The organism is Stratiformator vulcanicus, assembly GCF_007744515.1.
GTDB lineage: Bacteria > Planctomycetota > Planctomycetia > Planctomycetales > Planctomycetaceae > Stratiformator > Stratiformator vulcanicus.
Map to the genome: position 1 here is coordinate 3,793,220 of NZ_CP036268.1, position 23,226 is coordinate 3,816,445.

The window sequence follows — 23,226 nt, forward strand, 5'->3', positions numbered from 1 at the left end:
ATTTTCGGGGACCGTAACCAGTGTCGACGAATGCGAATTTGCCGTCATCCTTCGTGATCCGTTGCGGTTCGTGTGGCGAGAGCGTGCGTATCACGCTGACGAACGATGAGATCGTCTGTCCGCATTGCGGGTCGCGGTTGATGATTCCCGACGAGCCGGACGAGTTGAAAGACGAGCCACTTCTGGCCGTCCGACCGGTCTCGCAAGATGCCGAGACCGTTCCGATCGACCCGCGGACTGATGTCGACGACTTCGATGACCAAGGCGAAGACCCGCCCCAAACCAGCCCCCTCACCGCCGACGACGTAGCAGCCGACGACAACGACGACGGTGAAACCGATTTCTCACTGGATCAAACGATGAACGACGACAAGCAGACCGACGAAGACGGCGCAAAGCCCGGTGACGCCGATACGGTGGCTGAGGCATTCGACTGGCCCGATACCGAGACGCCTGACCTCGGTAATCCCGACACGACCGAGACGGTCACCATTCCTTCGGGCGCCCCCTTGGTCGATGAAGATGCCGAGACCGCGGAATTCGTGATCCCCGCGATCGATACGTCGGCCGATGATTCGCCGGCAACGCGGTCACCGAGCAAGCCGTCCCGATCGCGGAAAAAGAAACCCGAGAAATCTGCCGAGGACGGCGAGACGGTATCACGTCAAAAATTTCTCCTCGTCCTGATTTACGCCAGTGCGGCCTCAGCCCTCTGTCTCGTCTTACTCTATCTGCAGTTGACGGCGCGGACCCATCAGCTCGAGTCCCTTCCTGACACCGTCGTTCCCAGCGTCGATCAAGACGGAAATGTGACCCGCGTGCGGATTCCGCCCAGTTCTGAGTTGCCGCCCGGACACACCCTTGAGTTGGGCGAGTCTCAGCGTTTCGGTGACCTGCGCGTCACGCCGCTACGAGTCAGTCGCGGGCCGCTCCAATTCACGCACTATTCGAACGGCACCACCCGCACGGAGGATGACTTATCGACCCTGAAACTCTCGGTAAAGTTTGAGAATGTCGGCGATGAGGCATTCGTTCCGCTCGATGCCGACCTGCTGTTCTATCGCGCGGTCGAAACCGGAGGCTCGGAGGGAATCTTCCAATGGGCCAACAATTTCGTTCGGGAGGCGGGGGCCGAATCCGGATGGGAAGACGTGTCTTTCCTGTACGATCACGTCACCACCGGCGAATGGGATCTCCAAGACCAAAAACTGGGCACAAAACTCGAACCGGGCGAATCGATCGAGACATACATCCCGATGAATCCCGAAGCCGCTTCGGATGTGAATGGCCCGCTTTTTTGGAGAATCCACCTTAGAAAAGGAATTGCCGACAACGGCTGGGGGATCACGACTTTAATTGAAATCCCATTCGACCCGGCGAAAGCGACGCCTGAAAGTCAGTCGAAATCGAAGGAGTCGCAAGGCCCCGACGCATAAAGATGTTTTCTTCGTAATTAATTTTTCGGCGGCTCAGGCGCCGTCAGCAATAACTCCGGAAGTGAACTACTTCTGGTTTGAGGCAGCGGCGAATTATTGAACGATCGAAACGTGAACACGGCCGAAAACTTTGGTTCCTCGGTAAAATTTCGAGTCGCCGCGTGAAAGAGACGGGCGTGAAAAAATAGCACGTCGCCCGGGTCGAGCTCCACGTCGACCGCATTGTCGATTAGTTTCGTGTTCGCCTCGAGATCGGGGATTAAGAATTGTTCGGAATCAAACTGTTCCGGCTGATATGAACCGCGGTGCGAACCGGGAATGACTCTGAGGCATCCGTTGCGGCGATACTCCGGGCCGAGCGCCAGCCACAGGCTGACGAGATCGGGCTGAGAAAAGGACCAATAGCGAACGTCCTGATGCCACCCGGTGTCGCTGCTGAATCGCGGCTGTTTCGTCATCAGGCAATTGTGATGCGATAGCGGCATCACCACGGGTGGATCGAGTAATTGCTCCAATCGCCCGCGGACCCCGCGTGAGACGATCCACTCCATAAAAATCGCATTGCGACTGAGCGCCGCCTTTAATCGCCGGGCCGTCCGTCCGCCAGTGTCGGTCATCGCGGACGGAGCGCCGGGGTAGTTTAATTCGGCTTCATATTCGATGGGCTGAACTTCGCGCCCCAAATCATCAATCGCGACTTGCAGAATCCGCTGCCAGATCGATTCTCCCACCATCCCCCGCACGACGACGTAGCCGTCTTCCTGGAATTGCTGAAGTTGCCGCTCGGTGAATCGATCTTGCACGTTTAAGCCTTCCTTCCGTTTTATTTGCCGCCCCGCGATCCGTTACTCATCTGCCGTTGTTTCCGAAGTGATAAATTGCGACATGAGTACGGTCGCGTAGCTGCCGGGGGGAAGCATAAATTGAAATTTCGTTCCGTCCGAGACCGGTTCGATCTCTAAATCCTTAACGCGGACCATCAATGGTCGGCGAGTGCCGGTCGTTAATTTCGGGAAGCGGCGAAAGTCTTCGCTGGTGAGCCCGAATTCATCCAATACAGCAGTTTCCAGTGTCGCCGCATCCGATTGCGGGGACCGCATTTTCGGCCCGGAGATCGGCCCCGTCGGCACGATTTCGCCTTCGTCGAACCGATGCTGTTCTGCATCCACATCCTGAACCACGAATGGCCCGCCGGAGTCGACCTTTGCCGCTACGTCGCCGGAGATCAACCTGTCGAATCGCCCGCTTCGCATTCTGATCGCGACGACCCGGTTGAACAGGGCCGATTGAACCGACGAAAGAGCCAGACGCAGGAGGAACTTCCGTCGTCGGGGCGGAATTGCTTTCTTGGTCGTTCGCCCTGTTAATAAATTGAGACCGAGTTCAAGCGTCGAACCGTCGCGGCCGAATCGCTGCGGCCCAAAGAAATTCGGCATCCCTTTCGACTTCAGCAGTTCGGATGTCGCGGCGGCGGTCAAGGTCAGTTGATCCGGAGCGTCTCGAACGACGATCTCGAAGCGATTGGCCTTAAGATGCCCCGTCCTCAATTTATTCGTATGTCGCTTGGCCGACAGAACGGTGATCCCGCCCCCGTCAATATCGGCGATCTGTTCTTCGCACGAACCGGGTACCGAAAGGAACTGACGGGTGACAGCGAACCGGTCTTTCATGCCGGCGACGCCGACGTCTCCGCGGGCAATATTCAATCGGCGGGCGACCTGATTGACCAGCTCTTCGGCGGAGACGTCACGTTTTTCGACCTCGATAAAGAGGTGGTCCCCCTCACCGCATGGCTCGTAGGCGGGAACTTCAGTCACTCGAAAGTCTTCGGGGCTCGCTTTGAGCCGACCGGGGCAGGGAGCAGTGGCGCCGATGATGCGAGGCTGATCGAGCGCCGCCTCCAATATGGCCGACTTGAGACCGGTGAAGTCGTCCTCCGGCCCGACCTCCGATTGATCTTCCCCCACCGGAACCGTTGTTCTAGATTCCACGCCCTCTCCTCAGATTCCCAAATCCTATCTTAGTCACCCCGTCCCGATGCTCTGTAGAGCCGGCACGTCGCACGTTGCGCTTTTGGCGACCGTCATCCTGATTGGATGCACGGCTGACGGTAACGTTTCGCGCCTTGAGCACCAGCTTCGGCGACAGGAAGACGTGATTTATTCGCTGGAGGAAAGCCTCGATCGCGCCCGCAATGAACTGACCGTCACACGACGCGAAGTCAACGAGTTGCGGACGCAGGTGGCTCAGGACGGGCCTCCCGCGATTCTCGCCGAACAGGCAGATGCACTCTACCGCGTCGAAGAGATTTCCATTTCGAAGATGCTTTCGGGAGGGCTCGACACCGACGACCGGCCCGGCGACGACGTGCTGATCGTGCATCTGGCACCGCTCGATGCCGATGGCGAGTTGATCAAACTTCCCGGCGACGTCGAAATCGAAATGCTCGATCCTCTTTCAAGCCGATCGGACCGCACGATCGGGCAATGGTCGTTTACGGCGGAAGAATCGCGTGAGTTCTGGCAGAACGGATTGATCGCAGCCGGTTTCACCCTCCGCCTGCCGTGGCAGGGCATTCCGCAAAGCGACACGGTCGTGATCAATGCGAGATTTCGCTCCGCCGATGGTCGCGAGTTTCGGACAACCGAGACAATTCAGGTCGATCCCCCACGCGAAGACCTGATTGCCGTTCCGGCGGCCCCGGCCCCGCGTGCTCCTGCCGCACTTCCGTCGGATACCGACGAAAACCCGTTCGCCAAAGTGAGCGATCGGGAACAATCCGGCGCGACAAACCGAAATTGAGCGTCGACTTCGCATGCGGGCATTGAGCGTCGCGCAAAATCGGTAATTTGCCCGGCTGCGACTACTCGACCGTTCGCGGCTACCCGCCCATTTGCAACTGCCGGGCATGAGCCATCGCATCTTCGGCTTCGGGGATCTTCCCGCACCGTTGGCAGATCACAGAGAGCTGAGTGAACGAAAACGGATCGTTTGGTTCCAACTCGGTCACCTTCGTCGCGTGAGCGAGCGCCTCATCGTGCTGTCCGAGTTTTTGCAAATGAACGGCCAGCGCCGAATGCGTCAACGCATGCTCGGGCGCGAATTCGAGGATCGACTTCCATTTGGCCACGGCCCCTTCGACATCACCCGATTCCTTAATTGCCATCGCCTGATCGTACATGGCGTCGGCATTGTTCCCTTCGCTCATCGATTGCTCCTGATTTCATTCTTCGCGGAAGCGACCAGCCGACATCCCGTCGACGGCGTCCGCATTGCGACCCGTTCTCGAATTCACCACGATGCGACTCTAAACCGTTTCCCACTCCGATGGAATCCGCCGCGGGCCAGATATGCCGCGCTCCCCCCGCAATTCCGGCGGCCGACGCAAATCGCGAGAGAATTCACCAACGCCGGACGCAGTCGTTCGCGATCGTCCGTCGCGGAGTGAAGTGCTGCTGGTACTGGCCCTGACGCTGTGCGGCATCGCGATTCGTCTCGCGTTCCCCGGTCGGATGGCGATCGAGCACTACGATGAGGGCATTTACGCGTCGAACATTTTTTTCGGTCCCGATCAGGGGGGAACGCATCCGGCTCTTGGCCTGCACGCACCACCGGTCGTGCCGTTTCTGATCGAGATGTCGTTCGTCCTGTTCGGGATCAGCGATTTTGCCGCGATGCTCCCCGCGATTCTAATCGGCTCACTGACCGTCCCACTCGTCTGGAAGGTCGGCCGGGATTGGTTCGGACCGGGAGCGGGACTGATTTCGGCGGGCCTCATCGCAACGAGCGATATCCATGTGCTCTACAGCCGAACCGCGCTGACTGACGTGCCCGCGGCATTCTTCCTGATCGCCGGAACCTGGGCCGTCTGGAAGGCGTTGGTCGTACCCTCGGCACGTTCGGTCTTAGTCGCAGCCGTGCTGATCGCCTTGGGATGGTCGACGAAATACACGGGCTGGTTGCCGATCGCGATCGGTTGGTCGGGAGCAATCGGCTACTACGTTGTCGAATCCAACCTGCGAAAGAGTTCTTGGCGACCGTCACTGATATCAATGGCCGCCGTAACGGCACTCGCGATCGTTTGCTGGCTCCCGACACTCTATTGGACGCAGCGATTCGGCGGGATGTCGGCGGTCTCCGGTAATCAAGCCGGATACGTCGTGGCCTATTCGCAATGGGTCGTCACTTGGGCAGCGCAAGTCGTCAACCAATCTGTCTTGGAAAGTTCCGTCTCTCGTTTCGCGATTTGCGCGTCGGTGCTCGCCGCGGTGGTGATTGTCCCGGGGACGCGGTGGCGAATCGCCTCCGCCCTCGCGGTCGGCTGCGGATTGTTGATCTTCGTGATTGCGACCGGCGTCACGGCAGCGTTGTTCTTGATCGTTGTCGGCGTGTTTGGATCGGTATGCCAATTAGCATTTCCTTCCAGCAAGGAAATTCAGCGAAGCGAATCGGCCGCTGTTACTACCGGGTCGGGTACGCCACCGGAACGGCTCGCGTCTTGGATGCTCTTGGCATGGCTCTGCGGATTGATTCTAGCCGTTGGTCGCTACACGCCGTATCCACGGCTAATTTTGCCGCTGCTCTGCGCGGCCTGGCTTGCCGCAGGGCCGACCTTCATAGCCGTTGGTCGCGTGCTGACTCGTTGCGGGGACCGATGGTCAACCGCGAAACTCTTCGCGTTCGGTGGTAGCGCGCTCGTGTTGGCAGCCGTCGGATTCGCCGTAATTCCGACTACCAATCATCTCCCTCTTGCGGTCGCACTTCAGGATCGCACTGGAACCCGTCTCGCAGCCGAAAAAGTCATTGCCGATTGCGACGGGCTTCTCGCCGCCTCGCAAGGCTCTGTCGACTATGTCATCGCGACACGCTCCGACCCGGCACTTTATTTCCACCTAATGTGCAGCACTAGAAACCGGCCGGATGTCCTGATCGGACTCAGTCCGATCTCCGCAGTCGAGCGAGTCGCGGCCCGCGGTGTTCCCGCGTACTTCGCGCGCGGGATTCATTCGAGCCAAGAGACAGCACTCACTTCAGAATTGACGAAAGCCGGTGCAGCCGCCGTCAATCTCCCGAAAATCGACTGCTCGATCAGTTCGTTCGTCGCCCTGAACTACGAGCCCGGTCTCCGCGATCCGGACCGGCAGGGCACTGTCAGTTTGCTGAAGTTTCCTCAATCACCGTGAGCGACTTCGCCATCTTGCCGAACCGGCACGATTGCGCGAAAAGGCCGGACCGTCGCACCCGTCCCGACACGTCTGCCGGTCGTGCGGTTCTCACGTCAAATCCTGATTCCTCGGACTGATCGGTTCGATAATCTGCGTAAGCCGACGAACGCGCCGGGCCGCAATGGATTGCAAGCCCGATCGGAACGCAGGAGCAAAGTCATGGATGATCACGGTCAGCAGTCGCAGGATGCCCACGATGACCAAGCACTGACGCCAATGCGTCGGCTGGGGCGAGGATTGAACGCCCTGCTTGGTGGCGAAGAATCCACCGAAGGTGCCGCTTCGGTCGGTGGGGCCACAGTGGAATCGAACCACATCCACGTCGAATTGATCGACCGGAACCCGTTCCAACCGCGCAAAGACTTCGGTGAGCCGGAGATCATCGAACTGGCGACGAGTATCCGGCGTCACGGCGTGCTACAACCCCTTCTGGTCCGTCCGGCCGAAGGCCAGTACCAACTGATCGCCGGAGAACGCCGCCTGATGGCCGCCCGGCAAGTCGGATTGGAAACCGTGCCCTGCCGTGTGCTGGAGGTCGAAGATCGACTCGTCTGCGAAGTCGCGATCGAGGAGAACCTCAAACGCAAAGACCTCAACGTACTCGAAAAAGCGCAGGCTTTTCGCGACTATATCGATCGTTTCGACAGCACTGTCGAGGAACTCGCTCAGAATCTCGGTCTGAATCGCTCGACGGTCAGCAATTACATCCGGCTGCTCGATCTGACCGAGCCGGTGAAACGGTCGATCCGCAAAGATGAAATTTCGAACGGTCACGCCAAGGCGTTGCTGACGCTCGATGCCGACGAACAGGTCGCCCTGTGCAAACAGATTGCGAAAGAGGGACTCTCCGTCCGTGCGACCGAAAAAGCCGTCCGAGAGTTGCAAGGCCGCGGCGAATCGGCAACCGAAGCACAAACGGACGAAGCCGCGGCCGGAGTCGAAGGCGAAGAGCCGAACCCCGATGTCCTCCCGATGAATCCGGAGGGAGCCGATGACCCGCACATGACCAGCCACGTGCAATCAATCGTCGATCAGCTTCGCGACATGCTCGGAACGAAGGTCGAAATCAAGATGCGCGGCAAAGACGCCGGCAAGATCATGATCGACTTCAACACGAGTGAAGAATTCGAACGAATCGTCGGGCACCTGCGGTCTGCTGCCTGACGCCGCTGACAACGAACTGCGGGACGTCGTTGCGAAAACAGCCGGTCGCCTCAGGCGACCGGCTGTTTTATTTGGGGTATGACATCGGGATGAAGATATTCCCGTCTTTGCGGAATCAGCGAATGCGTCGATTCCGCTTGGGTGGGAGTCCGACAGAACTGGTGACCTTCGCGGGCGGCAGGTCGACCGTGTCTCCGTCAAAGCCGTTGATCGCCGCAACGCCGCGGAAGCCGGGATTAAAGAACGAATCCCCGTTCTCATCGACAAAGTTTTGCACCGACCCGTCGGCCATCAGCAGATTCAGCGACTTCTTCGACCCGGCCCCGTGCCGTGCTGCCCAGCCGCGCGAATCTTGAAGCAAGTGGTCAAGACTCTGACCATTCACCGTGCCGGGATTGGACACGTAATTCGTCATCGACGCGTCGACGTTTTCATCGTCGATGAAGCCGTCCGACTCTGCGGTGAGCGGTACTGCCGTGCCGATGTCTTTATACAGCCCGGCGACCGTGGAACCGGTAACGTAAGAGGGTCCCATCGTAAAACTCTCGGCGAGTTCACTTCCGGAATCGAGGAAGCTCTCGTTGCGCTCATCGGTCAGCCCGGCCACTAGAGTCACGAGGGTGTTGTCCGTCGCTTTCATCTCCAGCGCCTGTGCCGGGGCTCCGCAGCCGACGAACGGCAGCGTATTCGAAAACACGCCGGAGTTGTCCATCAGCAACGTCGTCAGTGGACCGCGTGTTGCGTTCAGTGCGATCGAATTGACCGCCGTCTGATCGTCATCGATCCGCTCCAATCCGCCACGGACCAGAAACCAACTGGCCGTGTAGTTCGTGTTGTAACCATCGCGAAGAATCGTTTGAGCAGCGGCCGGGTCGACCGAACTGCCAACCGTCAGATCGGCCCCGGCTCCGACGTCGCCGGCACTGCCGACCGTCGTTGCGATCGTGCTCGCGCAAATTCCCGATTGGAGTTGCGACTGATAATCCTCGTCTTCGTCGGCCGCCCCCATCACGCCCGCCTCGCCGTAGTACCAAAAGTCGGATGAACCTGCCGATCCGTTACCCGGCGCGGGATCCCCGAGCAAATGCGCCAGCGTTTCACTACCAACGGCGGTCGAACCGGGGCAGAGCATTCCGCCCGCGTCGACCGTGCTGCTATTGACCACGTCGGCAATCCATCCGTAGCTGTCCGGGCAGCCGTCAAAATGAAAGTCGGAAGCACCCGTGCAAAATCGGTTACTCGGATCGCCGGTGGCAAACGCGTGCAGCGCGATTCCAACCTGACGCAGGTTGTTTTGGCACTCCGCTTTCCGCGCCGCCTCACGAGCGGCGAACACAGCGGGAACCGAAATCGCGACCAGGATCGCGATGACCCCGAAAACGGCCAGCAGTTCGATCAGCGTGAAACCACGTCGCATTGAAATTCCCGCGAATGAAGACATTTGATCCGAAAACGGCCAGCGGTTCTCGAGATACGAGCAATCCGAAAATTCTTCCGATCCGGATCGCGACCGCGCCACCTAGATTACGCGGAACCGGCATTCGATTCGCCCGGTCAGTACGAAATTCGCGAAATCCTCATAATTGAGAGGCTTTCCGCCATATTCGACGAGAAAGAGAGTTCGAGGTGAGTACGCGTTACCCTGAACCAATCGCCAAAATGACATGTCATGATGTCACCGCTTCGGTGACCACAGATTGCAACGATCCCGTGGCTCATCTACGATACGCTAACTGAAAGACAAACTCGGGGCGTAGCTCAGCCTGGCAGAGCGCCTGCTTTGGGAGCAGGAGGCCGCACGTTCGAATCGTGTCGCCCCGATTTGAAGTTTCCCGGTTTGGGATGAATGCCGCGGTGCGGTGAGTTCTCCGCTGGAATGCGAAGACGACCAGCATCAGCCGATACAGCGCGGCGGCCGACGAACATTGGCGGGTGGCTTGGGACGGTCTTGTAGAGCCGCCCACACAGGCGCGGCCGGCCGATTATAGTTCTCAACAGCGGCGGTCGCGGCGTCCGTAGCCCCGCCGACTTTGGCGATTTCCGTTCCGAATAACGTGCGCACGTTATTCGGAATCATTCTTTGTAAACACTAGTTATCTGCTAAGCATCTCATCATGACCAAATGGAACCATCCCGACCTCGGCGACTTTAAGTTCGACTGCACCGGATGGGCAAAGCAATATGACTTCGCGGCGTTCAAGCCATTCATCTATCGGTGGCACGGTCGCAACGTAGGATGCAGCAAGATCAAGCTTGAATTTGAGGCCGAGGACGAGACAGAACTTCCGTCAAAGCAAGCCGTGACCGTCGCGCGACGCGTCATCAAGAATCAAGAAACGCTGGCGAAACGGATTGCCAAAGCCGTCTGGAATGATCTCCAAGGCAAAGGCGAAGATTCAGGCATGTGGTGGCACGGAGACACAAACACAATCAACGAGATGATTGATGCCGGCTTCAAAGATCGCAAGCGTAAACCATTTGACAAGCTGGATGACATTTATCATTTGATTGGCGGTGCATCCGTGTGGATCCGGGAGTCGATTTGGCTTTACGAGAAGCCTTCGGCAACAATCACGTTCGAAGCCGCGTTTGACATCGAACACGGCTTGGGTGTTCTAACGGATGGCAGTCGCATCTTGGGTACGGGCTACCAAACGTCCGTCACTCCATATTTCAAAGAACAGTTCCACAAGAAAAGCAGATAACAATTCAATGCACCGGAGTTGCCGTCCGGGCTGAATCTGAAATCAACGTCGCTGACGGCAACCCGGTGATCGTGGTCGTTATGCTTAATTGAGACATGCCGAGATCACACTGGAAACTGCACCTTAACTCCGATAAGGAGAAAAACGCTACGGCGACTGTAAATCGCTGCACAAAGCTAATTAACCGCCCACCTATAGAGTCAGAAATTAAGGAGTATTCTAAGGGTGGTTTCATAGCAGATTTACAGCTCTTCCACGATGAGGAAATGCAGTGGTCTGAAGTGGTGCTAGAAGTAATAAGATTTGGAGAGTGTTTAGGTAGTGGATGGCTTTTGACCGGAAAAATATCGGAGAACCCATCCGGTGTACTGAGTAGTCAATCTCCCTCTACCACGATAAAGGAAGCAGGACTGAATTGGGTATTGTGGGAAATCGAAAATTAAGCATAACAAGCGCATGCAGTTCGACCATCTCATTCGCTCCGCGAATGATCTTGCGGATGATGCGAGGCGTTATGCGTCAATGCTGTCAGGGGCCGATTTCCTGACTAGATGCTCAATGGCAATCAGGGTGTCCGTATCGAGCCAAGGCTGCCGCTGCAGCAGATAGTTCACAACGGCTTCGGCGTGCTGGGGCTGAAGAAGCAGGCAGCGAGTAATTCAAAGGCGTATTCGCCAACTCGCTCGGCGGGTGGCTGGGGACCGGCTCGTAGAGCCGCCCCCAGCGAGCGCGGGTTAAGGCTGCTGTTGTTTTTGAATCCCGGTAATTGGCATCTCTTCTCCGCGCATCACCTGGCGATTGCTGCTCTGCTAAATGTCGCTCAACGGTCCGTCACTGTCGACGAATGAATCGACAGGGCAGCCCGCGATTTGAGCCATCCGCACGTAAAGGTTGGCCAGCGGTTGTCGCCCGCTCGCAGCGTAATTGCCCGGGACGCCGATGTTGTCATAGTCACGAAAATCGACGTGACGATCGGGCGACAGTGCTCCACCGCCGTGTCCGGCCAGAAGATTGGCGAGATGGTCGCCGTCCGGCTCGCCCTCACCGTGCCGTGAACCCATGCCCGCGCCGTAGTGGACCATGCTGTGATAGAGCAGGTCGTGGCCGCCCTCGTCCACGTTTCGCATTTTCTCGAGCAGGTAAGCGAAGTGGTCGACGCGCTGCCGGTCAACCGCGACCATTTTGGAGCGTGCGACCTCGGAGCCGGTCGCACCGTGAGTATAGCCGTGATAGCCGTCCGGGCAGCCGATCTCCGGATACTGGCATCCCATTTCACCGAGCCAGAACGTGACGATCCTTGTCTGGTCGGTCTGCAGGGCGAGCACGATCAGATCCATTAATGTTCTGACATGCTCGTTCCGTGATTTCGGCACCCCCTTCGGCGCGGTCGCGCCGGCAGGCGCGGGGACTGGTCCTTTCGAAGCCCACTCACGCTCGATCGCGAGCCGTTGCTCGACTTCACGAACCTGAAACAGGTATTCATCGAGCTTCTCGCGATCGGACTGACCGAGGCGCCGGTTAAGGGAACTCGTCTGCTCGGACACGCTGTCCAAGATGCTTTTATTGCGACGATGCAGCGCTTCGAGCTTCGCGAGCGAATCTTGACTGCGTTCACCGAACAGGCGATCGAAGATGATTTCCGGGCGGTGCTCGCTCGGTGACGCCGAGCCGTTTTCGCTGAAAGAGATGGACGACCTGTTAATCGAAAGATTTAAGGTCGGCAGCCGAGTCTTATCGCCGATCGAGCGGCTCATCACCTGATCGATGGAGACGCTGTTGCGAGCGGCGACCCCCGGGATGCGGCCCAAGTCGGCCGCCGTCAGGTGACATTGATTATCTTGCGAATGCCGATTGACGACCGGATTGCGTTTAAAAGCGTTGGCGTGACGCAGGCCCGAAAGGACCGATACGTGCGGCTTTAAATCGGCTAACGGTTCGAGCGTGGGTGACAGCTCCCACTGTGATTTTGTCCCGGTTTTGGCGGGAGTGAATTCCTCCATCCACACGCCGCTTTGCGTGAAGAGGAACACAGACCGAACCGGAGACTGCTGCGATTCGGTCCCGCGGTCCGCACTGGCCAAGCTGTCGAGCAGGGGCAGAGCGATAATCGAGGACGAACCCCGCAATACGGTGCGTCTCGAGATGGAATGATTCATGGGGAGACCTCGTGATATTAATCGAGTATTTGTTGATGAAAGGTGTTCATTAAATATTTTTTATTGTCACTCGCAACGAGTCACCGGATTCGAAGGAGTTAACGGGTCCGAAAGGGTTCGGACAGAACCACTTCGCGGATGAGTGCGTTAAAGCGATTGTCCTGTTCTCTAACACCTTCGACAATTTGCTGGACGGCCTCTTCATCGGTGACAAGTAACTCACGGCCGATCGCGTAGGTCAGCATCCGCTCGGTCAGGCCGAGCAGAAACCGATCTTGGTTTGAGAGCAGGTGGGTTTTCAGGCCGCCGAGTCCGGTGAGCGGCTCACCCGATCCGAGTGTCGCGTCGGATGCGACCGCAAACGACTTTTTGCGGCGTTTGTAATCGGGTTTCGAGAGGTCGTCCCAATGGATGACGATGTCTTCGTCACGCCAGCGTCCGATGGGATCGAAGTTTTCCATCGCCAAGCCGTAGGGATCGATTCGTTGATGGCAGGACGCGCACGCGGGGTTCTCCCGGTGGGCAGCCAGCTTGCTCGACACGGGTCGCAATTCGTCGGTCTGCTGTGCCTCGAGCGATCCCGCGTTCGGCGGCGGCGGGTCGGGCGGGCGATTAAAAATTGTTTCCAGCAGATAAATTCCGCGCTTGACGGGCGACGTGCGAGTCGCTTCCGACGTCATCGTTAAGATTCCCGCTTGCGTCAGCAATCCGCCCCGCGGACTGTCATCGGGCAGGTCGACTTTGCGAAATGCGAAGCCTTTCACGCCGTCAATTTGATAGAGTTCCGCCAGCGGGGCATTAATCACGACAAAGTCGGAGTCGATAAAATTAATCAGGCTGCGATTCTCTCGCCGCACGGTATCGAAAAATTCGCTCGGCTCGCGAGCCATCGAGTCGTGCAGGGCGGTCGAAAAAACGTTCTTAAATAGAAACGGTTCGGGCATGACCCCGCGAATTCGATCCGCACCGGTCCAACCGACGCCGAACCCCTCGCTCAGCTCCGCGGCTTTCGGATCGGCAAGCATGCGTTCGGCCTGTCGCCGGAGTTCTTCGGGCTTGGACAGTTTTCTTGCGCGGGCGACGGCGAACAATTCTTCATCCGGCATCGTCGACCATAGAAAGTAGGAGAGCCTGGACGCGAGCTCGAAGTCAGTGAGTTGATAGGAGCCTCGTTCCGCGTCCGAAGGCGGTTCTTCGACGAGATAGAGAAAATGAGGCGAGTTGAGAATCGCCGCGAGTGTTAAACGCAGTGCCTCCGTTCGGCTCGCACCGTCGGCACTGGCTGACTGCCCGATCGCGACGTAATGCCGAATCTCCGCGTCGTCGACATCCCGTCGGAAAGCGAGGGGAAGAATCCGATTCACCAGTTGTTCGATGGAGAGATTCGAGAGCGATTCGGAACTAATGACAGATGACGTTGCGTTCTCAATCGACCCGCCCGTTGTTCGCGGCCCCTCCACCTCGACTTGAACGTAGCGGAAGTGGGGCCACTCAACTTCTTCCGGCCAATGCGTGAACGCCCGCCCGCTCTTAATTCCCTGATCCCGCGCAAGCTTGCTGATCTTGTAGTGAACCCGTGGGATCGTCGCCCGAATTCCGTTGCGCCACGTCAATTCCGCCGTGTTCAATTTCTTATTATGAGGAACGAATACCTCGGTATCTAATAAGACTCCGTCTTTGAAGTCTTCCTCGGTCAAATCGAAGTCGGCGACCTGTCGGTTATTCACCGTAAATCGAAACGAGAGCACTCCGTCGTCGAGATCGACCGGACGACAACGGACGATGAAACGGTAATAGCCCGAGGCGGGGGACCGAAATTGGACATGAAACGGGCCGTCGATCCAGTAGTGGGGCGAGTTCTTCCCGTCCTCGCCGACGGCGATAAAGCTGTTGCCGTTACGAACCTTAATCGGCCCGTCGACCTCGAACGGGTTGCCTTTATAGAACTGATAATCGAATGCCGTCGTCATCGGGGCGGGAGAGGTTTTTTCGGGAATCACTTCCTCCGCGATCCGTTGAGAAGCGCTCAGAAAACTATTGATATGCGTCGGTGATACCGACAGGCTCTCGCCGATATTATCGAATCCGTGAAATCTCGGCTCCTCCGGGAATCGCGAGGCGAACGGATAGTCAATCCCGAACAGGTCTCGAATCGTATTGTTGTACTCGCGGGCATTCAGTCGACGCATCGCCCGCGGTTTTTGCATCGCCAGAGCCTGATCGACCTTGCGAATGCTGACCTTTAGCGAAGCAATGGTCTGCTCGTACTCCGCTTGCGTAGGCTGTTCGGAGTCGGCTGGCGGCATCTCACGATGGATCAGCCGCCGGAGCATCGCCTTCCAACCGTGGATGTGATCCGCATAGCTCGCCGACCGCCCCAGCTCGCTTAGGTTATAGCTCGCCTCGGCATCAGCCCCGGAGTGGCAATCGAGGCAGTACTTCTGATTGAAGGTGAGGACTTCATCCGCGACGGGCACCTGCGGAAGTTTAAGATGGTTCGACTCAATATCGGCGGCCTGCGACAGACGGCTGGCTGGCAGCAGCAACGCAAACAGCAATGCCGTTCGTACCAAGTAAGACGGCCGAAGTGATGACACCTTAAACGCCAGGCGAATCGGCTTCCCAATAACCATTTGTGAATTTGGTCCACTATTCATATTTGTAATGCCGGGGATATCGAGTTGCCCGCCCTTTTTCAGCGTCAGAATTAATCGTCGAGTATCGAACCATACCGGGCGGAAATGTTTTCCGTCGGGTGCGCGTCACGTTCTTCATGAAATGCGGAGATGCGGCCGAGCAAATAGGTCCGAATGGCCTCGGGTACGCGTTCGAACCCGCGGTCCGAATACGGCTGCGAAAGGGCACGCCGCATCATGTTGTGCATCAGGAAGCGGCCGGGGCCATAGGTCATATGAATATCGTCTCGATAAAGATCATTCAGGTTCTCGACGGGTCGGTCGCCAGCTTGCAAATCCTTACCGATGAATTGCAGGATTTCGGTCGAGTCGGTCGACACGATCCGCAGGTCGGTGAAAGTCTCGTTTAATCGCTTCGAGAGGGCCGCAAAGTAGACCGGTCCGTGGTGCATGCGATCATCGACGGTTGACTCATACTCTGCGTCACGAGCTTGTTTCGTCGCCCAGCCCTGATGAAGTACCAGCACGCACTCGGGTTGCAGGCGAATCCAAGCCGAGATCACGCGAACGTCCTGTTCCAGCGTCGTACTGCCGTGGGGCTGCACGCAGAGGTAATTAAAAATTTCGGAACGCAAAGTCTTCGGCCAAAGCACTGACGTTTTTACGCAGGGTTTTTCGGGCGAGTCATGAAGTTGTTGCAAGGACTTTCCGCACCCCACATGCCACGTGACATCGCCGTCGAGGCGTGACGGCACCGTGTCCCAAGTCAGCGAGTTACCGATCAGATAGGTTCGCGGTTGCTTCGAATTTTCTTCGGCGCGCAGCAGGTCGGTGCCGGAAAACAACAGTGCCGGCACAGCCAACGCGATGAGTGTGACGCGACGGCTTAACTGGCGATGTTTCAATCCCGAAAAGCAATAGTTCATCGGCGGCCTTCGAGTGGGATGTCATGCCACGGTTTGTGAACCGTCGACGGTGGCGGTGAACTGCACTCCGCGCATGGGACGACGTTCGCCTTGGACAACAGCATGTCGGCGTGGATTATCCCGGCGAAAAGCTGCTGCTCGTCAAAAAAGTTCAAGCTTTCGCTCGACGATCCAATTTCAGGGATAAGCCGCACCACGGGCGTAAGTTGTTTCACAGAAGTGTTTTGTGGGGTGCGCGAGGACCGGTTTGTTGCGTCGGGTGACGCGATCTGGTTGCGTGAAATGTTTTGCGTGAGAAAAGTGCGTCCGTAACGCTGTCTTTTATCTGACACCCGCAATTTTGTAGCCACGTTGCCCGCGCAGCCAGCGGTTTCGGATATGCAAAGCACCAGAAATCAACAGGCGATTTTTGCTGATGAGGTGCCGAGCGTGAAGAGTGCGTTGCAAGCGCAGATCTCCCGAACGGCCTGCGAACTGAAATTCCCCGCTCGGGAAGTGCGGAGACCAAGTCGCTTTGCCGGAGCCTTACGCTCCATTGCGGCAGTCCTCGGAGCCTGCACGATTATTGGAGGCTGTGGTGGCGACCCGCAGAAGCCTGATCTCGTTTCAGTCTCCGGTCAGGTCACTTTGGACGGTGACCCGCTGACGACCGGTGTCGTCCTGTTGCAACCTTTAGATCCGACAGTCGTGTCGCACACGGCGAACGGACTCATTGATAACGAAGGACGTTTTAATTTGGGAACTTTCGAACGTGGCGACGGCGTGGCTCCCGGCGAATTCGCGGTCGCCATTATGTCCTACGAAATCGACCCCGAAACCGGTGCCGAGGGGGACTTACTAATACCCCGGCGGTACACCTTCGCCGATCAGTCAGGTCTGTCGGCAGAAATCCCTCACGACTCCGTGGGGACCGAACTGGCTTTTCATCTCAACAGTGATTCCGTCGACTCTGGTTCGACAGCGCCATAAATCCGTTCCCTTCACTTCTCGGAGTTCTCATGCGGCCGACCGACCCCCGAAAACGCGGCTTTACACTAATCGAATTACTTGCGGTCATCGCCGTGATCGCCATTCTCATTGCACTTCTGTTGCCGGCGGTGCAACAGGCACGCGAGGCGGCTCGGCGGTCCGACTGCAGTAATCGAATGAAGCAGTTGGGATTGGCACTGCACAACTACCACGACACGTTTCAATCGTTGATGGCCGGTTCTCATGATCGCGTTCCCCGGCCCGGTGGCGGTACGACGGCCCTGAGCTACAACTGGGGGGTGCTGGCTCTTCCATTTATCGAGCAGGGGGCGCTTCGTCGGCGGATCGACATAAGCCAACGCATTTCAAACGGATCGAATAAGAGCAACTTGCAGTATCAACGCTGGCCGGTATTTTCCTGTCCCACCAATCCTTACGCGCATCTATATGCCAAGCGCGACGGAACTAATTTCGGTTATATGGGGGGCGTGCAGGCCCAATGTTACGTTGCGTGTGTTGGCCGGATGAACGTCAACGGCGGAGCGACCCACGATTGCTCCTCGAAAGGAACCTACTGCCTGGGTCCCGACGGCAACCTCCGGCAGAAGGTGGGGATTATGGGGCCTTGGGATTTCCAGAACGCCACCCAAACGTGGAAGGGCGTACCGCCCACGAAATTTCGGCAGGTGACCGACGGCCTCAGCAACACCTTTATGCTGGGCGAAAAAAATAATGAGTCGTATCACAATGGAGCCCTGTTCTGGAATCAGGCCGGTATCGCCCGCACTTCGCTAAAGCTGAACAGCCCTTCCATGGTGTTGCCGGCCGCCAGCAGCGAGAGATCTCAGGGCGGCTTCTCAAGCCACCACCAAGGGGGGGCGTTCTTCACGCTTGCGGATGGGTCGGTGCGATTCATGTCCGAAACGGTCGACTTTCTCTTGTATAACTCCTTGGGCGATATTGCCGACGGTCGGACCGTCGGAAAATTCTGATGAAACTTAAATTGTGACGTTACGGCGTTCAATGAATATCAGCCGCACTTGATGGCTCACCGATGACTTCATTTTTCAGTTCATCCGATCACGATGACTCTGAATTCGTGGTTTTGATTACCAAGTCACAGCGAGCGATTTATGGATATATCCTGTCACTCGAACCGAATCGGAATGCGGCGGATGACATTCTGCAACGCACGAACGTCGTGCTATGGCAGAAACAGAATCAATTCGAGCGAGGAAGCAGCTTTCTCGCTTGGGCCTGCCGAACAGCCTACTTCGAGGTACTGGCATTTCGTAAGGAAGTTGCGCGGCGGCGCGTTCGTGTTGACGCCACGCTTCTGCAGCAGGTCGCCGATCGGTCTCTGGGCATTGCGGAGGAATTGAATGACGCCACAGAGCGGCTGACTCAATGCGTCGAACGATTGGCGTCGAAAGATGCCGAGCTACTTCGTCTGAGGTACACAGAAGGACATTCGGTCAAAGAAATTTCGACCATCGCGGGCCGAACCGAGAAAGCGATTTATCGAGCCTTAGCGTCAATACATGCCCGACTACTTCGCTGCATCCGTGTCGGCGTCTCCGACGGCGGGCGCAATACATGACATTTGGGATCAATTCATTGTCTGAGACAGATTTTAATGCTGTCGACGAACTGCGAGCTCGAGTTGCCGATTCCTCGGCAACCGAGTCCGATGTCGTCGCGCTGCAGGAATTATTATCCGACCAGCAAAACTTGGAATATTACTGCGGTCTCGCGGTTCTGGAATCACACCTGCGTTATGAGGGCGCGTCGCCAGGCGAATTGGCGGGGTTGATCCTGCCTTCTCAGTCGGAAAGTCATTCATCAGCATATTCAATTAAACGCTCTCGCTTTCGTTTAGTGACGGCCGGCTCGGTCGCACTCGCAGCAGTGGTCTGCATCGTGATGGCCCTTGTGTGGACGATGCCGCCGGGAGGTCAAACCGCTTCGCCGCTCGCGACGGTGACGGCCGCTGAGCATTGTCGCAGCGTCGCGGGCCGGAGCGTCCACCTCGGCGATGAATTCGGGACCGAACGCATCGATCTTGCCGAAGGGCTGTTGGGTCTCACGCTTGCCGGTGGCGTCGAACTGTTGCTGGAGGCCCCGGTGCAATTGCGACTGGAGAGCGCCCAACGTTGTGTATTGCTCGACGGGTATGTGGTAGCGAAGGTGCCGGAGCAGGCGATCGGATTCGAAATTACGACTCCCGATGCCACCGTGGTCGATCTGGGAACGGAGTTCGGCGTTGCCATCGACTCCGACCGTCGGACCGTCGTGCAAGTATTCGACGGCGATGTCGAAACGCACTTCAATCGTGAAGAGCATCAACCGAAGCAGTATTTTCAGGCCGGCGACGCGGCGGTGCTCTCCGACAACGGTTCCACCGAGGTAGAGCGAATTAAGTTCGATCCGAATCGATTCGTCCGGCGGTTCCCGCTTCCCGAAAGCAGGGAAGGGGATGAATTAAGCCCTTATAATACGTCAAAACTTAAGTCCGTCACCGTGGCGAAAATCGAGACCCCGCTTCAAATCGATGCGGACCTGTCCGACTGGCCGAGCGACTCAACATTCTCGGCCCAGTGCGACCCTCCATATGCGAAAACATATCGAGTCGTCGGTCGCCTCGGCTATGACGAGAATTTCCTCTATGTCGCCGCCGATGTTTCAGACCCGTTTCCGTTAAGAAGCGTCATCACCCCGGACGGTGATCCGAATGTTGTCTGGCGCGGGGGCAGCGTCCAACTCCGCATTTCCTGCGATCGCGCCATCGGCTGGCCCGTCGATGCTCACATCCGACGGCACGACGTTCCATTAAATCCCTCCGAACCGCGGACCCGGCTCGGCTATCGACCGCAGGATGTCAATCCGAAGCTGGCACACCTCACCATGTGGCATCACCAACCGGCCGGTAAATCCTGCCTGCAGATTGCCTACGGCATGGATTTCACCAACGTGAATAGCCATCCGGCTGGCTGGCGAGGCCGATTTCGACAGAAGGAGCAGGGCCGCGGCTACCTGATGGAATATGCGATTCCCTGGGAATTACTTAACGCGGGCGACGATCCACCCCAAGCCGCGGATGTCCTGGCCGCCAACTGGACCGTCCACTGGAGCGATGAAGGCGGCCGTATCTGGCGAGGGCATCTCGTCGAAGTCACCAATCCCGATGAGCCCGGACTGACCTTCCATCGCGCAGCGACCTGGGGACAGGCGATCTTCGAGTAGCTTCGACGCTCGATATCACGCGACTGCCAATCGCGGCCTATTCGCAGTCATGACTTAACATTCCGCCGCATTATTAAAGATGCGTTTTGTCTGTGCGGACTCATATTTTTATTCTGACAACCACAACTTTAGGCCTGACGCATATGCACCCCCATTGTTCGATTGCGATGTCCTTAGTTCTTCTTGGCGTTGCAAGCACATTCAGTCACGCGCGTGCGGAGGATGACCCGTCATCGAAATTGCTCCCCCCGCTGAACTGGCAAGAGTGTGATGATTGGATCAACGTGACTACCGACCTCGATCCGCCCGCGCTAGGCGACGGTCGTTCTGATGACACCGCTGCGATTCAATCGGCGCTGGATCAGATGCACGGACTCGGAGGCGGTCCGAAGGTGATCTACCTTCCGCCGGGGACGTACCGTATTACGAAAACGCTGGTCATGCCGAGCAGTGTGAGTTGCCAGGTCGTCGGTCACGGTGGAGAAACACGCATCCTCTGGGACGGAGTCGCATCGACGGCCAAGAATTCGCCCAGAATGTTTCTCAGCAATGGATCGGTGATGACCCGTTATACCGGAATTATCTGGGACGGCAACGACCGTGCCGCGACAGGAATTCATCATCAATCCGAGGACCGATTCGAGAATAAAATTCTGCACGAGTACGAGGCATTCATCAATTTTCGCGATGCGGGTCTCGCGATGGGACCGGCCACTCGGTTCGCCTCATCGGAGAGCGTACTCCGCAACTGCCGCTTTATTAATTGCGACACCGGCGTGCGGATCGAAAGCTTTAACTACTACAACGAAGTGGTGGAGCAGTGCGAATTTATCGACTGCCGGGTGGGGATTAATTGTTTCAAGTACGGCGAAGTGTTCGCGCGAAATTGCCTGTTCGAGCGGTCGCGTGCTTCCGACATTTGGGCGGGCGAGTCGCACGGGCATTCCGTCCGGTGGTGCGTATCGCGGGGCTCCAAGCAGTTCTTTGCAGGGCGGGATACCGTCATGCAAGGATGTCGCATCACCGATTGGACCGGCGACGGGGCCGCGATCAAAGTTCCTCGCAATCGCACGAAACCTATCTTGATTATTGACAATATCTTCGAGAAGGCGACTTCCACAACGCCGCCGATCGCGATTGGTGATCCGAAGCTGGAGGTCATCGCAGCCGGCAACGCCGACTCGGCTGGCAATCCGATCTTTGAAGGCGGCGAAGGCGTGCTGAATTTATCGGCTGTCGACCCGTCGCTCGGCGTCAGTCCCGAGTCGGACCAGCGATTCTTTGACGATTCCCCACGCATACCCGGAAAGGTGTTCGATGCCGTGCGTGATTTTGGTGCGGGCGGGAAGGATTCGACCGCCGCTGCTCAGGCGACAATTGATGCTGCCGCAGCTCACGGGAATGATGCGGTCGCTTACTTCCCACCGGGTCGATATCGAATTAGTCAAACGCTGCAAGTGACCGGCGGTAATTTCTTTTTGGCGGGGACTGGTTATCACTCCGAGTTTCATTGGACCGGTGAACCGGGCGGTGTGGCGATGAACGTCCACGACTGCGAAGACGTCGTCCTTCGCGAGTTTCATATCCTCGGCCACACCAAGCCGAAGGCGTTCATCGCAATTGTGCATCGCGGCGGATCGTCCAAGACAGCAGTAACCTACGACCGGCTCTATCTCCCGAAAGGTTGGCAGCCCGACTCGCAAGAGCAGGTCAGAGGAGTCGTCTTTAAGAATTTAACGGAAAGAGATCATTTGCGTGTCTTGAGAATTAACGGCAGTGGCCAATTCCAGAATTGCAACTACTCAAACGTGTTCGTGAACTTCTGGGACGGGGCTTCACCGTTGGTTGTCGAGGGTGATGCGAATGGTGACTCGCCGCTATCAATACTTAATGTGAACTGCGAGCAACTCGTTTTACGCGACGGACCGAACATTGTGATCGGCGATCTTTACGTGGAGCAGGCGAAACAGAGCGTGTTTAAGGTGACGGGTCATTCGGAAGCGAATGAAAGCCAAATTACGATCGGCGCCGCCCGCATGCACGCGTGGGAAGAAGCCCGGCCCTTCGCGCGGTTTGACGGCTACAAGGGACAGTTTTCCTACTTTAACCCCCACGTCACCGTTCATGATCGCGGGAAGAAACCATTTGAGTTTGAGATCACCGGTAACGATCCGATGACACTCCTGCTGGCCGGCTTGAGCAGTCCCGACGTCACCGTCCAACCCGCACCTACCGCGAATGTCGTCTTACTGCAGAATCGCAAGCTGGAGAATTCTGGTTCCAATCGGACCGAAGCTGCCGAGGCCGCCATTAATCAGTTCCGCACACTCGGTCGCAGGAATCTAGATGTACTCCGCGCCGGGCACAATTAGCCAAGAGTGGAACGCTCTATAACGATTAACGAATTGATCAAGTTGTTAATCAACCGATCACGCGTTGCACGAGCTTGCGTGAACGCCGGACGAAAGTGCCTCTTTGTATTTATTCTCCTCTGAATTGGTACGGAGAGGTCGTTCAAGACTGCCAAAGTTCGGTACGAGGTGCTGCTCGCGTTGGCAACGTGCCCGCTCTCAACATTGCCCGACGCCTCACGGACCTCACAAACTTTGTGATCGATCTGGTTGGTACCGGCGAAAATCCTGATCGTCACTCGGCGATATGGGTTTTGCTCGCACAAGTTGCGACTGAACCAGTAGCATAGTTGGGCTGTCGATCCTTCGACGCGATCGGTTCGCGTTGCCGAAGTTCTTGCAGTCCCAACTTGCG

At 57.3% G+C, this 23,226-nt stretch carries 17 protein-coding genes and 1 tRNA gene; 11 read left to right on the forward strand and 7 right to left on the reverse strand.

Annotated features, from left to right (window positions below):
- Nucleotides 1-20: 20 nt before the first annotated feature.
- The gene (locus tag Pan189_RS15040; RefSeq protein WP_145364790.1) at nt 21-1,436 is read left to right on the forward strand and encodes a TFIIB-type zinc ribbon-containing protein; all 1,416 of its coding nucleotides are present in this window, start codon (nt 21-23) and stop codon (nt 1,434-1,436) included.
- A gap of 17 nt (nt 1,437-1,453) precedes the next feature.
- Here the strand turns inward: Pan189_RS15040 and Pan189_RS15045 are convergent, their stop codons facing one another.
- Both Pan189_RS15045 and truD read right to left on the reverse strand, forming a co-directional pair.
- A complete protein-coding gene (locus Pan189_RS15045) occupies nt 1,454-2,239 on the reverse strand; it encodes a phytanoyl-CoA dioxygenase family protein (RefSeq protein WP_310820548.1) in 786 nt (261 codons plus the stop codon).
- Nucleotides 2,240-2,281: 42 nt separating this feature from the next.
- A complete protein-coding gene (truD, locus tag Pan189_RS15050; protein WP_145364791.1) occupies nt 2,282-3,427 on the reverse strand; it encodes a tRNA pseudouridine(13) synthase TruD in 1,146 nt (381 codons plus the stop codon).
- A 163-nt stretch (nt 3,428-3,590) separates the two neighbouring features.
- On the opposite strand from truD, the gene Pan189_RS15055 reads away from it, so the two are divergent.
- Nucleotides 3,591-4,238, forward strand: coding sequence for a hypothetical protein (locus Pan189_RS15055; protein WP_310820549.1), 648 nt, complete (start codon nt 3,591-3,593; stop codon nt 4,236-4,238).
- Between the two features lie 79 nt (nt 4,239-4,317).
- Here the strand turns inward: Pan189_RS15055 and Pan189_RS15060 are convergent, their stop codons facing one another.
- Entirely contained in the window at nt 4,318-4,644 is a 327-nt protein-coding gene (locus tag Pan189_RS15060) for a tetratricopeptide repeat protein (RefSeq protein WP_145364793.1), read from the reverse strand.
- 142 nt (nt 4,645-4,786) lie between these two features.
- On the opposite strand from Pan189_RS15060, the gene Pan189_RS15065 reads away from it, so the two are divergent.
- Both Pan189_RS15065 and Pan189_RS15070 read left to right on the forward strand, forming a co-directional pair.
- Nucleotides 4,787-6,619, forward strand: a complete 1,833-nt coding sequence (locus Pan189_RS15065; RefSeq protein WP_145364794.1) for an ArnT family glycosyltransferase — start codon at nt 4,787-4,789, stop codon at nt 6,617-6,619.
- Nucleotides 6,620-6,820: 201 nt separating this feature from the next.
- The gene (locus Pan189_RS15070) at nt 6,821-7,825 is read left to right on the forward strand and encodes a ParB/RepB/Spo0J family partition protein (protein ID WP_145364795.1); all 1,005 of its coding nucleotides are present in this window, start codon (nt 6,821-6,823) and stop codon (nt 7,823-7,825) included.
- A 115-nt stretch (nt 7,826-7,940) separates the two neighbouring features.
- On the opposite strand, the gene Pan189_RS15075 is transcribed toward Pan189_RS15070, so the two are convergent.
- A complete protein-coding gene (locus Pan189_RS15075) occupies nt 7,941-9,242 on the reverse strand; it encodes a type II secretion system protein (protein ID WP_375154881.1) in 1,302 nt (433 codons plus the stop codon).
- Between the two features lie 330 nt (nt 9,243-9,572).
- On the opposite strand from Pan189_RS15075, the gene Pan189_RS15080 reads away from it, so the two are divergent.
- Nucleotides 9,573-9,646 (forward strand) — tRNA-Pro (locus tag Pan189_RS15080).
- Nucleotides 9,647-9,939: 293 nt separating this feature from the next.
- Nucleotides 9,940-10,530, forward strand: a complete 591-nt coding sequence (locus Pan189_RS15085; RefSeq protein ID WP_145364797.1) for a DUF6985 domain-containing protein — start codon at nt 9,940-9,942, stop codon at nt 10,528-10,530.
- Nucleotides 10,531-11,339: 809 nt separating this feature from the next.
- Here the strand turns inward: Pan189_RS15085 and Pan189_RS15090 are convergent.
- The 3 genes from Pan189_RS15090 to Pan189_RS15100 form a co-directional block, all read right to left on the reverse strand.
- Nucleotides 11,340-12,686: a DUF1552 domain-containing protein gene (locus Pan189_RS15090; protein ID WP_145364798.1), complete on the reverse strand. Its 1,347-nt coding sequence runs from the start codon at nt 12,684-12,686 to the stop codon at nt 11,340-11,342.
- Nucleotides 12,687-12,784: 98 nt separating this feature from the next.
- On the reverse strand, nt 12,785-15,283 hold the full coding sequence (locus Pan189_RS15095) for a DUF1592 domain-containing protein (protein WP_310820550.1): 2,499 nt from the start codon (nt 15,281-15,283) through the stop codon (nt 12,785-12,787).
- Between the two features lie 110 nt (nt 15,284-15,393).
- Nucleotides 15,394-16,248, reverse strand: coding sequence for a hypothetical protein (locus Pan189_RS15100; RefSeq protein ID WP_145364800.1), 855 nt, complete (start codon nt 16,246-16,248; stop codon nt 15,394-15,396).
- A 378-nt stretch (nt 16,249-16,626) separates the two neighbouring features.
- Here Pan189_RS15100 and Pan189_RS15105 point away from each other — a divergent pair, with 378 nt between their 5' ends.
- The 5 genes from Pan189_RS15105 to Pan189_RS15125 all read left to right on the forward strand — a co-directional run bounded on the left by Pan189_RS15105 (nt 16,627) and on the right by Pan189_RS15125 (nt 22,832).
- Nucleotides 16,627-17,217: a hypothetical protein gene (locus Pan189_RS15105; protein WP_145364801.1), complete on the forward strand. Its 591-nt coding sequence runs from the start codon at nt 16,627-16,629 to the stop codon at nt 17,215-17,217.
- Between the two features lie 29 nt (nt 17,218-17,246).
- A complete protein-coding gene (locus Pan189_RS15110) occupies nt 17,247-18,209 on the forward strand; it encodes a DUF1559 domain-containing protein (RefSeq protein ID WP_145364802.1) in 963 nt (320 codons plus the stop codon).
- 62 nt (nt 18,210-18,271) lie between these two features.
- Nucleotides 18,272-18,817, forward strand: a complete 546-nt coding sequence (locus tag Pan189_RS15115) for a sigma-70 family RNA polymerase sigma factor (RefSeq protein WP_145364803.1) — start codon at nt 18,272-18,274, stop codon at nt 18,815-18,817.
- A 17-nt stretch (nt 18,818-18,834) separates the two neighbouring features.
- Nucleotides 18,835-20,460: a FecR domain-containing protein gene (locus Pan189_RS15120; RefSeq protein WP_310820551.1), complete on the forward strand. Its 1,626-nt coding sequence runs from the start codon at nt 18,835-18,837 to the stop codon at nt 20,458-20,460.
- A gap of 284 nt (nt 20,461-20,744) precedes the next feature.
- Nucleotides 20,745-22,832: a right-handed parallel beta-helix repeat-containing protein gene (locus Pan189_RS15125; RefSeq protein ID WP_310820552.1), complete on the forward strand. Its 2,088-nt coding sequence runs from the start codon at nt 20,745-20,747 to the stop codon at nt 22,830-22,832.
- Nucleotides 22,833-23,226 lie beyond the last annotated feature (394 nt).

What these genes read in the sequence shown, in the direction of transcription:
- Pan189_RS15085 (WP_145364797.1), top strand. Translation starts at nt 9,940, where the DNA reads ATGACCAAATGGAACCATCCCGACCTCGGCGACTTTAAGTTCGACTGC.
- Pan189_RS15075 (WP_375154881.1), bottom strand. Translation starts at nt 9,242, where the DNA reads ATGCGACGTGGTTTCACGCTGATCGAACTGCTGGCCGTTTTCGGGGTC.
- Pan189_RS15065 (WP_145364794.1), top strand. Translation starts at nt 4,787, where the DNA reads ATGCCGCGCTCCCCCCGCAATTCCGGCGGCCGACGCAAATCGCGAGAG.
- Pan189_RS15115 (WP_145364803.1), top strand. Translation starts at nt 18,272, where the DNA reads ATGACTTCATTTTTCAGTTCATCCGATCACGATGACTCTGAATTCGTG.
- Pan189_RS15105 (WP_145364801.1), top strand. Translation starts at nt 16,627, where the DNA reads ATGCAAAGCACCAGAAATCAACAGGCGATTTTTGCTGATGAGGTGCCG.
- Pan189_RS15070 (WP_145364795.1), top strand. Translation starts at nt 6,821, where the DNA reads ATGGATGATCACGGTCAGCAGTCGCAGGATGCCCACGATGACCAAGCA.
- Pan189_RS15090 (WP_145364798.1), bottom strand. Translation starts at nt 12,686, where the DNA reads ATGAATCATTCCATCTCGAGACGCACCGTATTGCGGGGTTCGTCCTCG.
- Pan189_RS15100 (WP_145364800.1), bottom strand. Translation starts at nt 16,248, where the DNA reads ATGAACTATTGCTTTTCGGGATTGAAACATCGCCAGTTAAGCCGTCGC.
- Pan189_RS15110 (WP_145364802.1), top strand. Translation starts at nt 17,247, where the DNA reads ATGCGGCCGACCGACCCCCGAAAACGCGGCTTTACACTAATCGAATTA.
- Pan189_RS15060 (WP_145364793.1), bottom strand. Translation starts at nt 4,644, where the DNA reads ATGAGCGAAGGGAACAATGCCGACGCCATGTACGATCAGGCGATGGCA.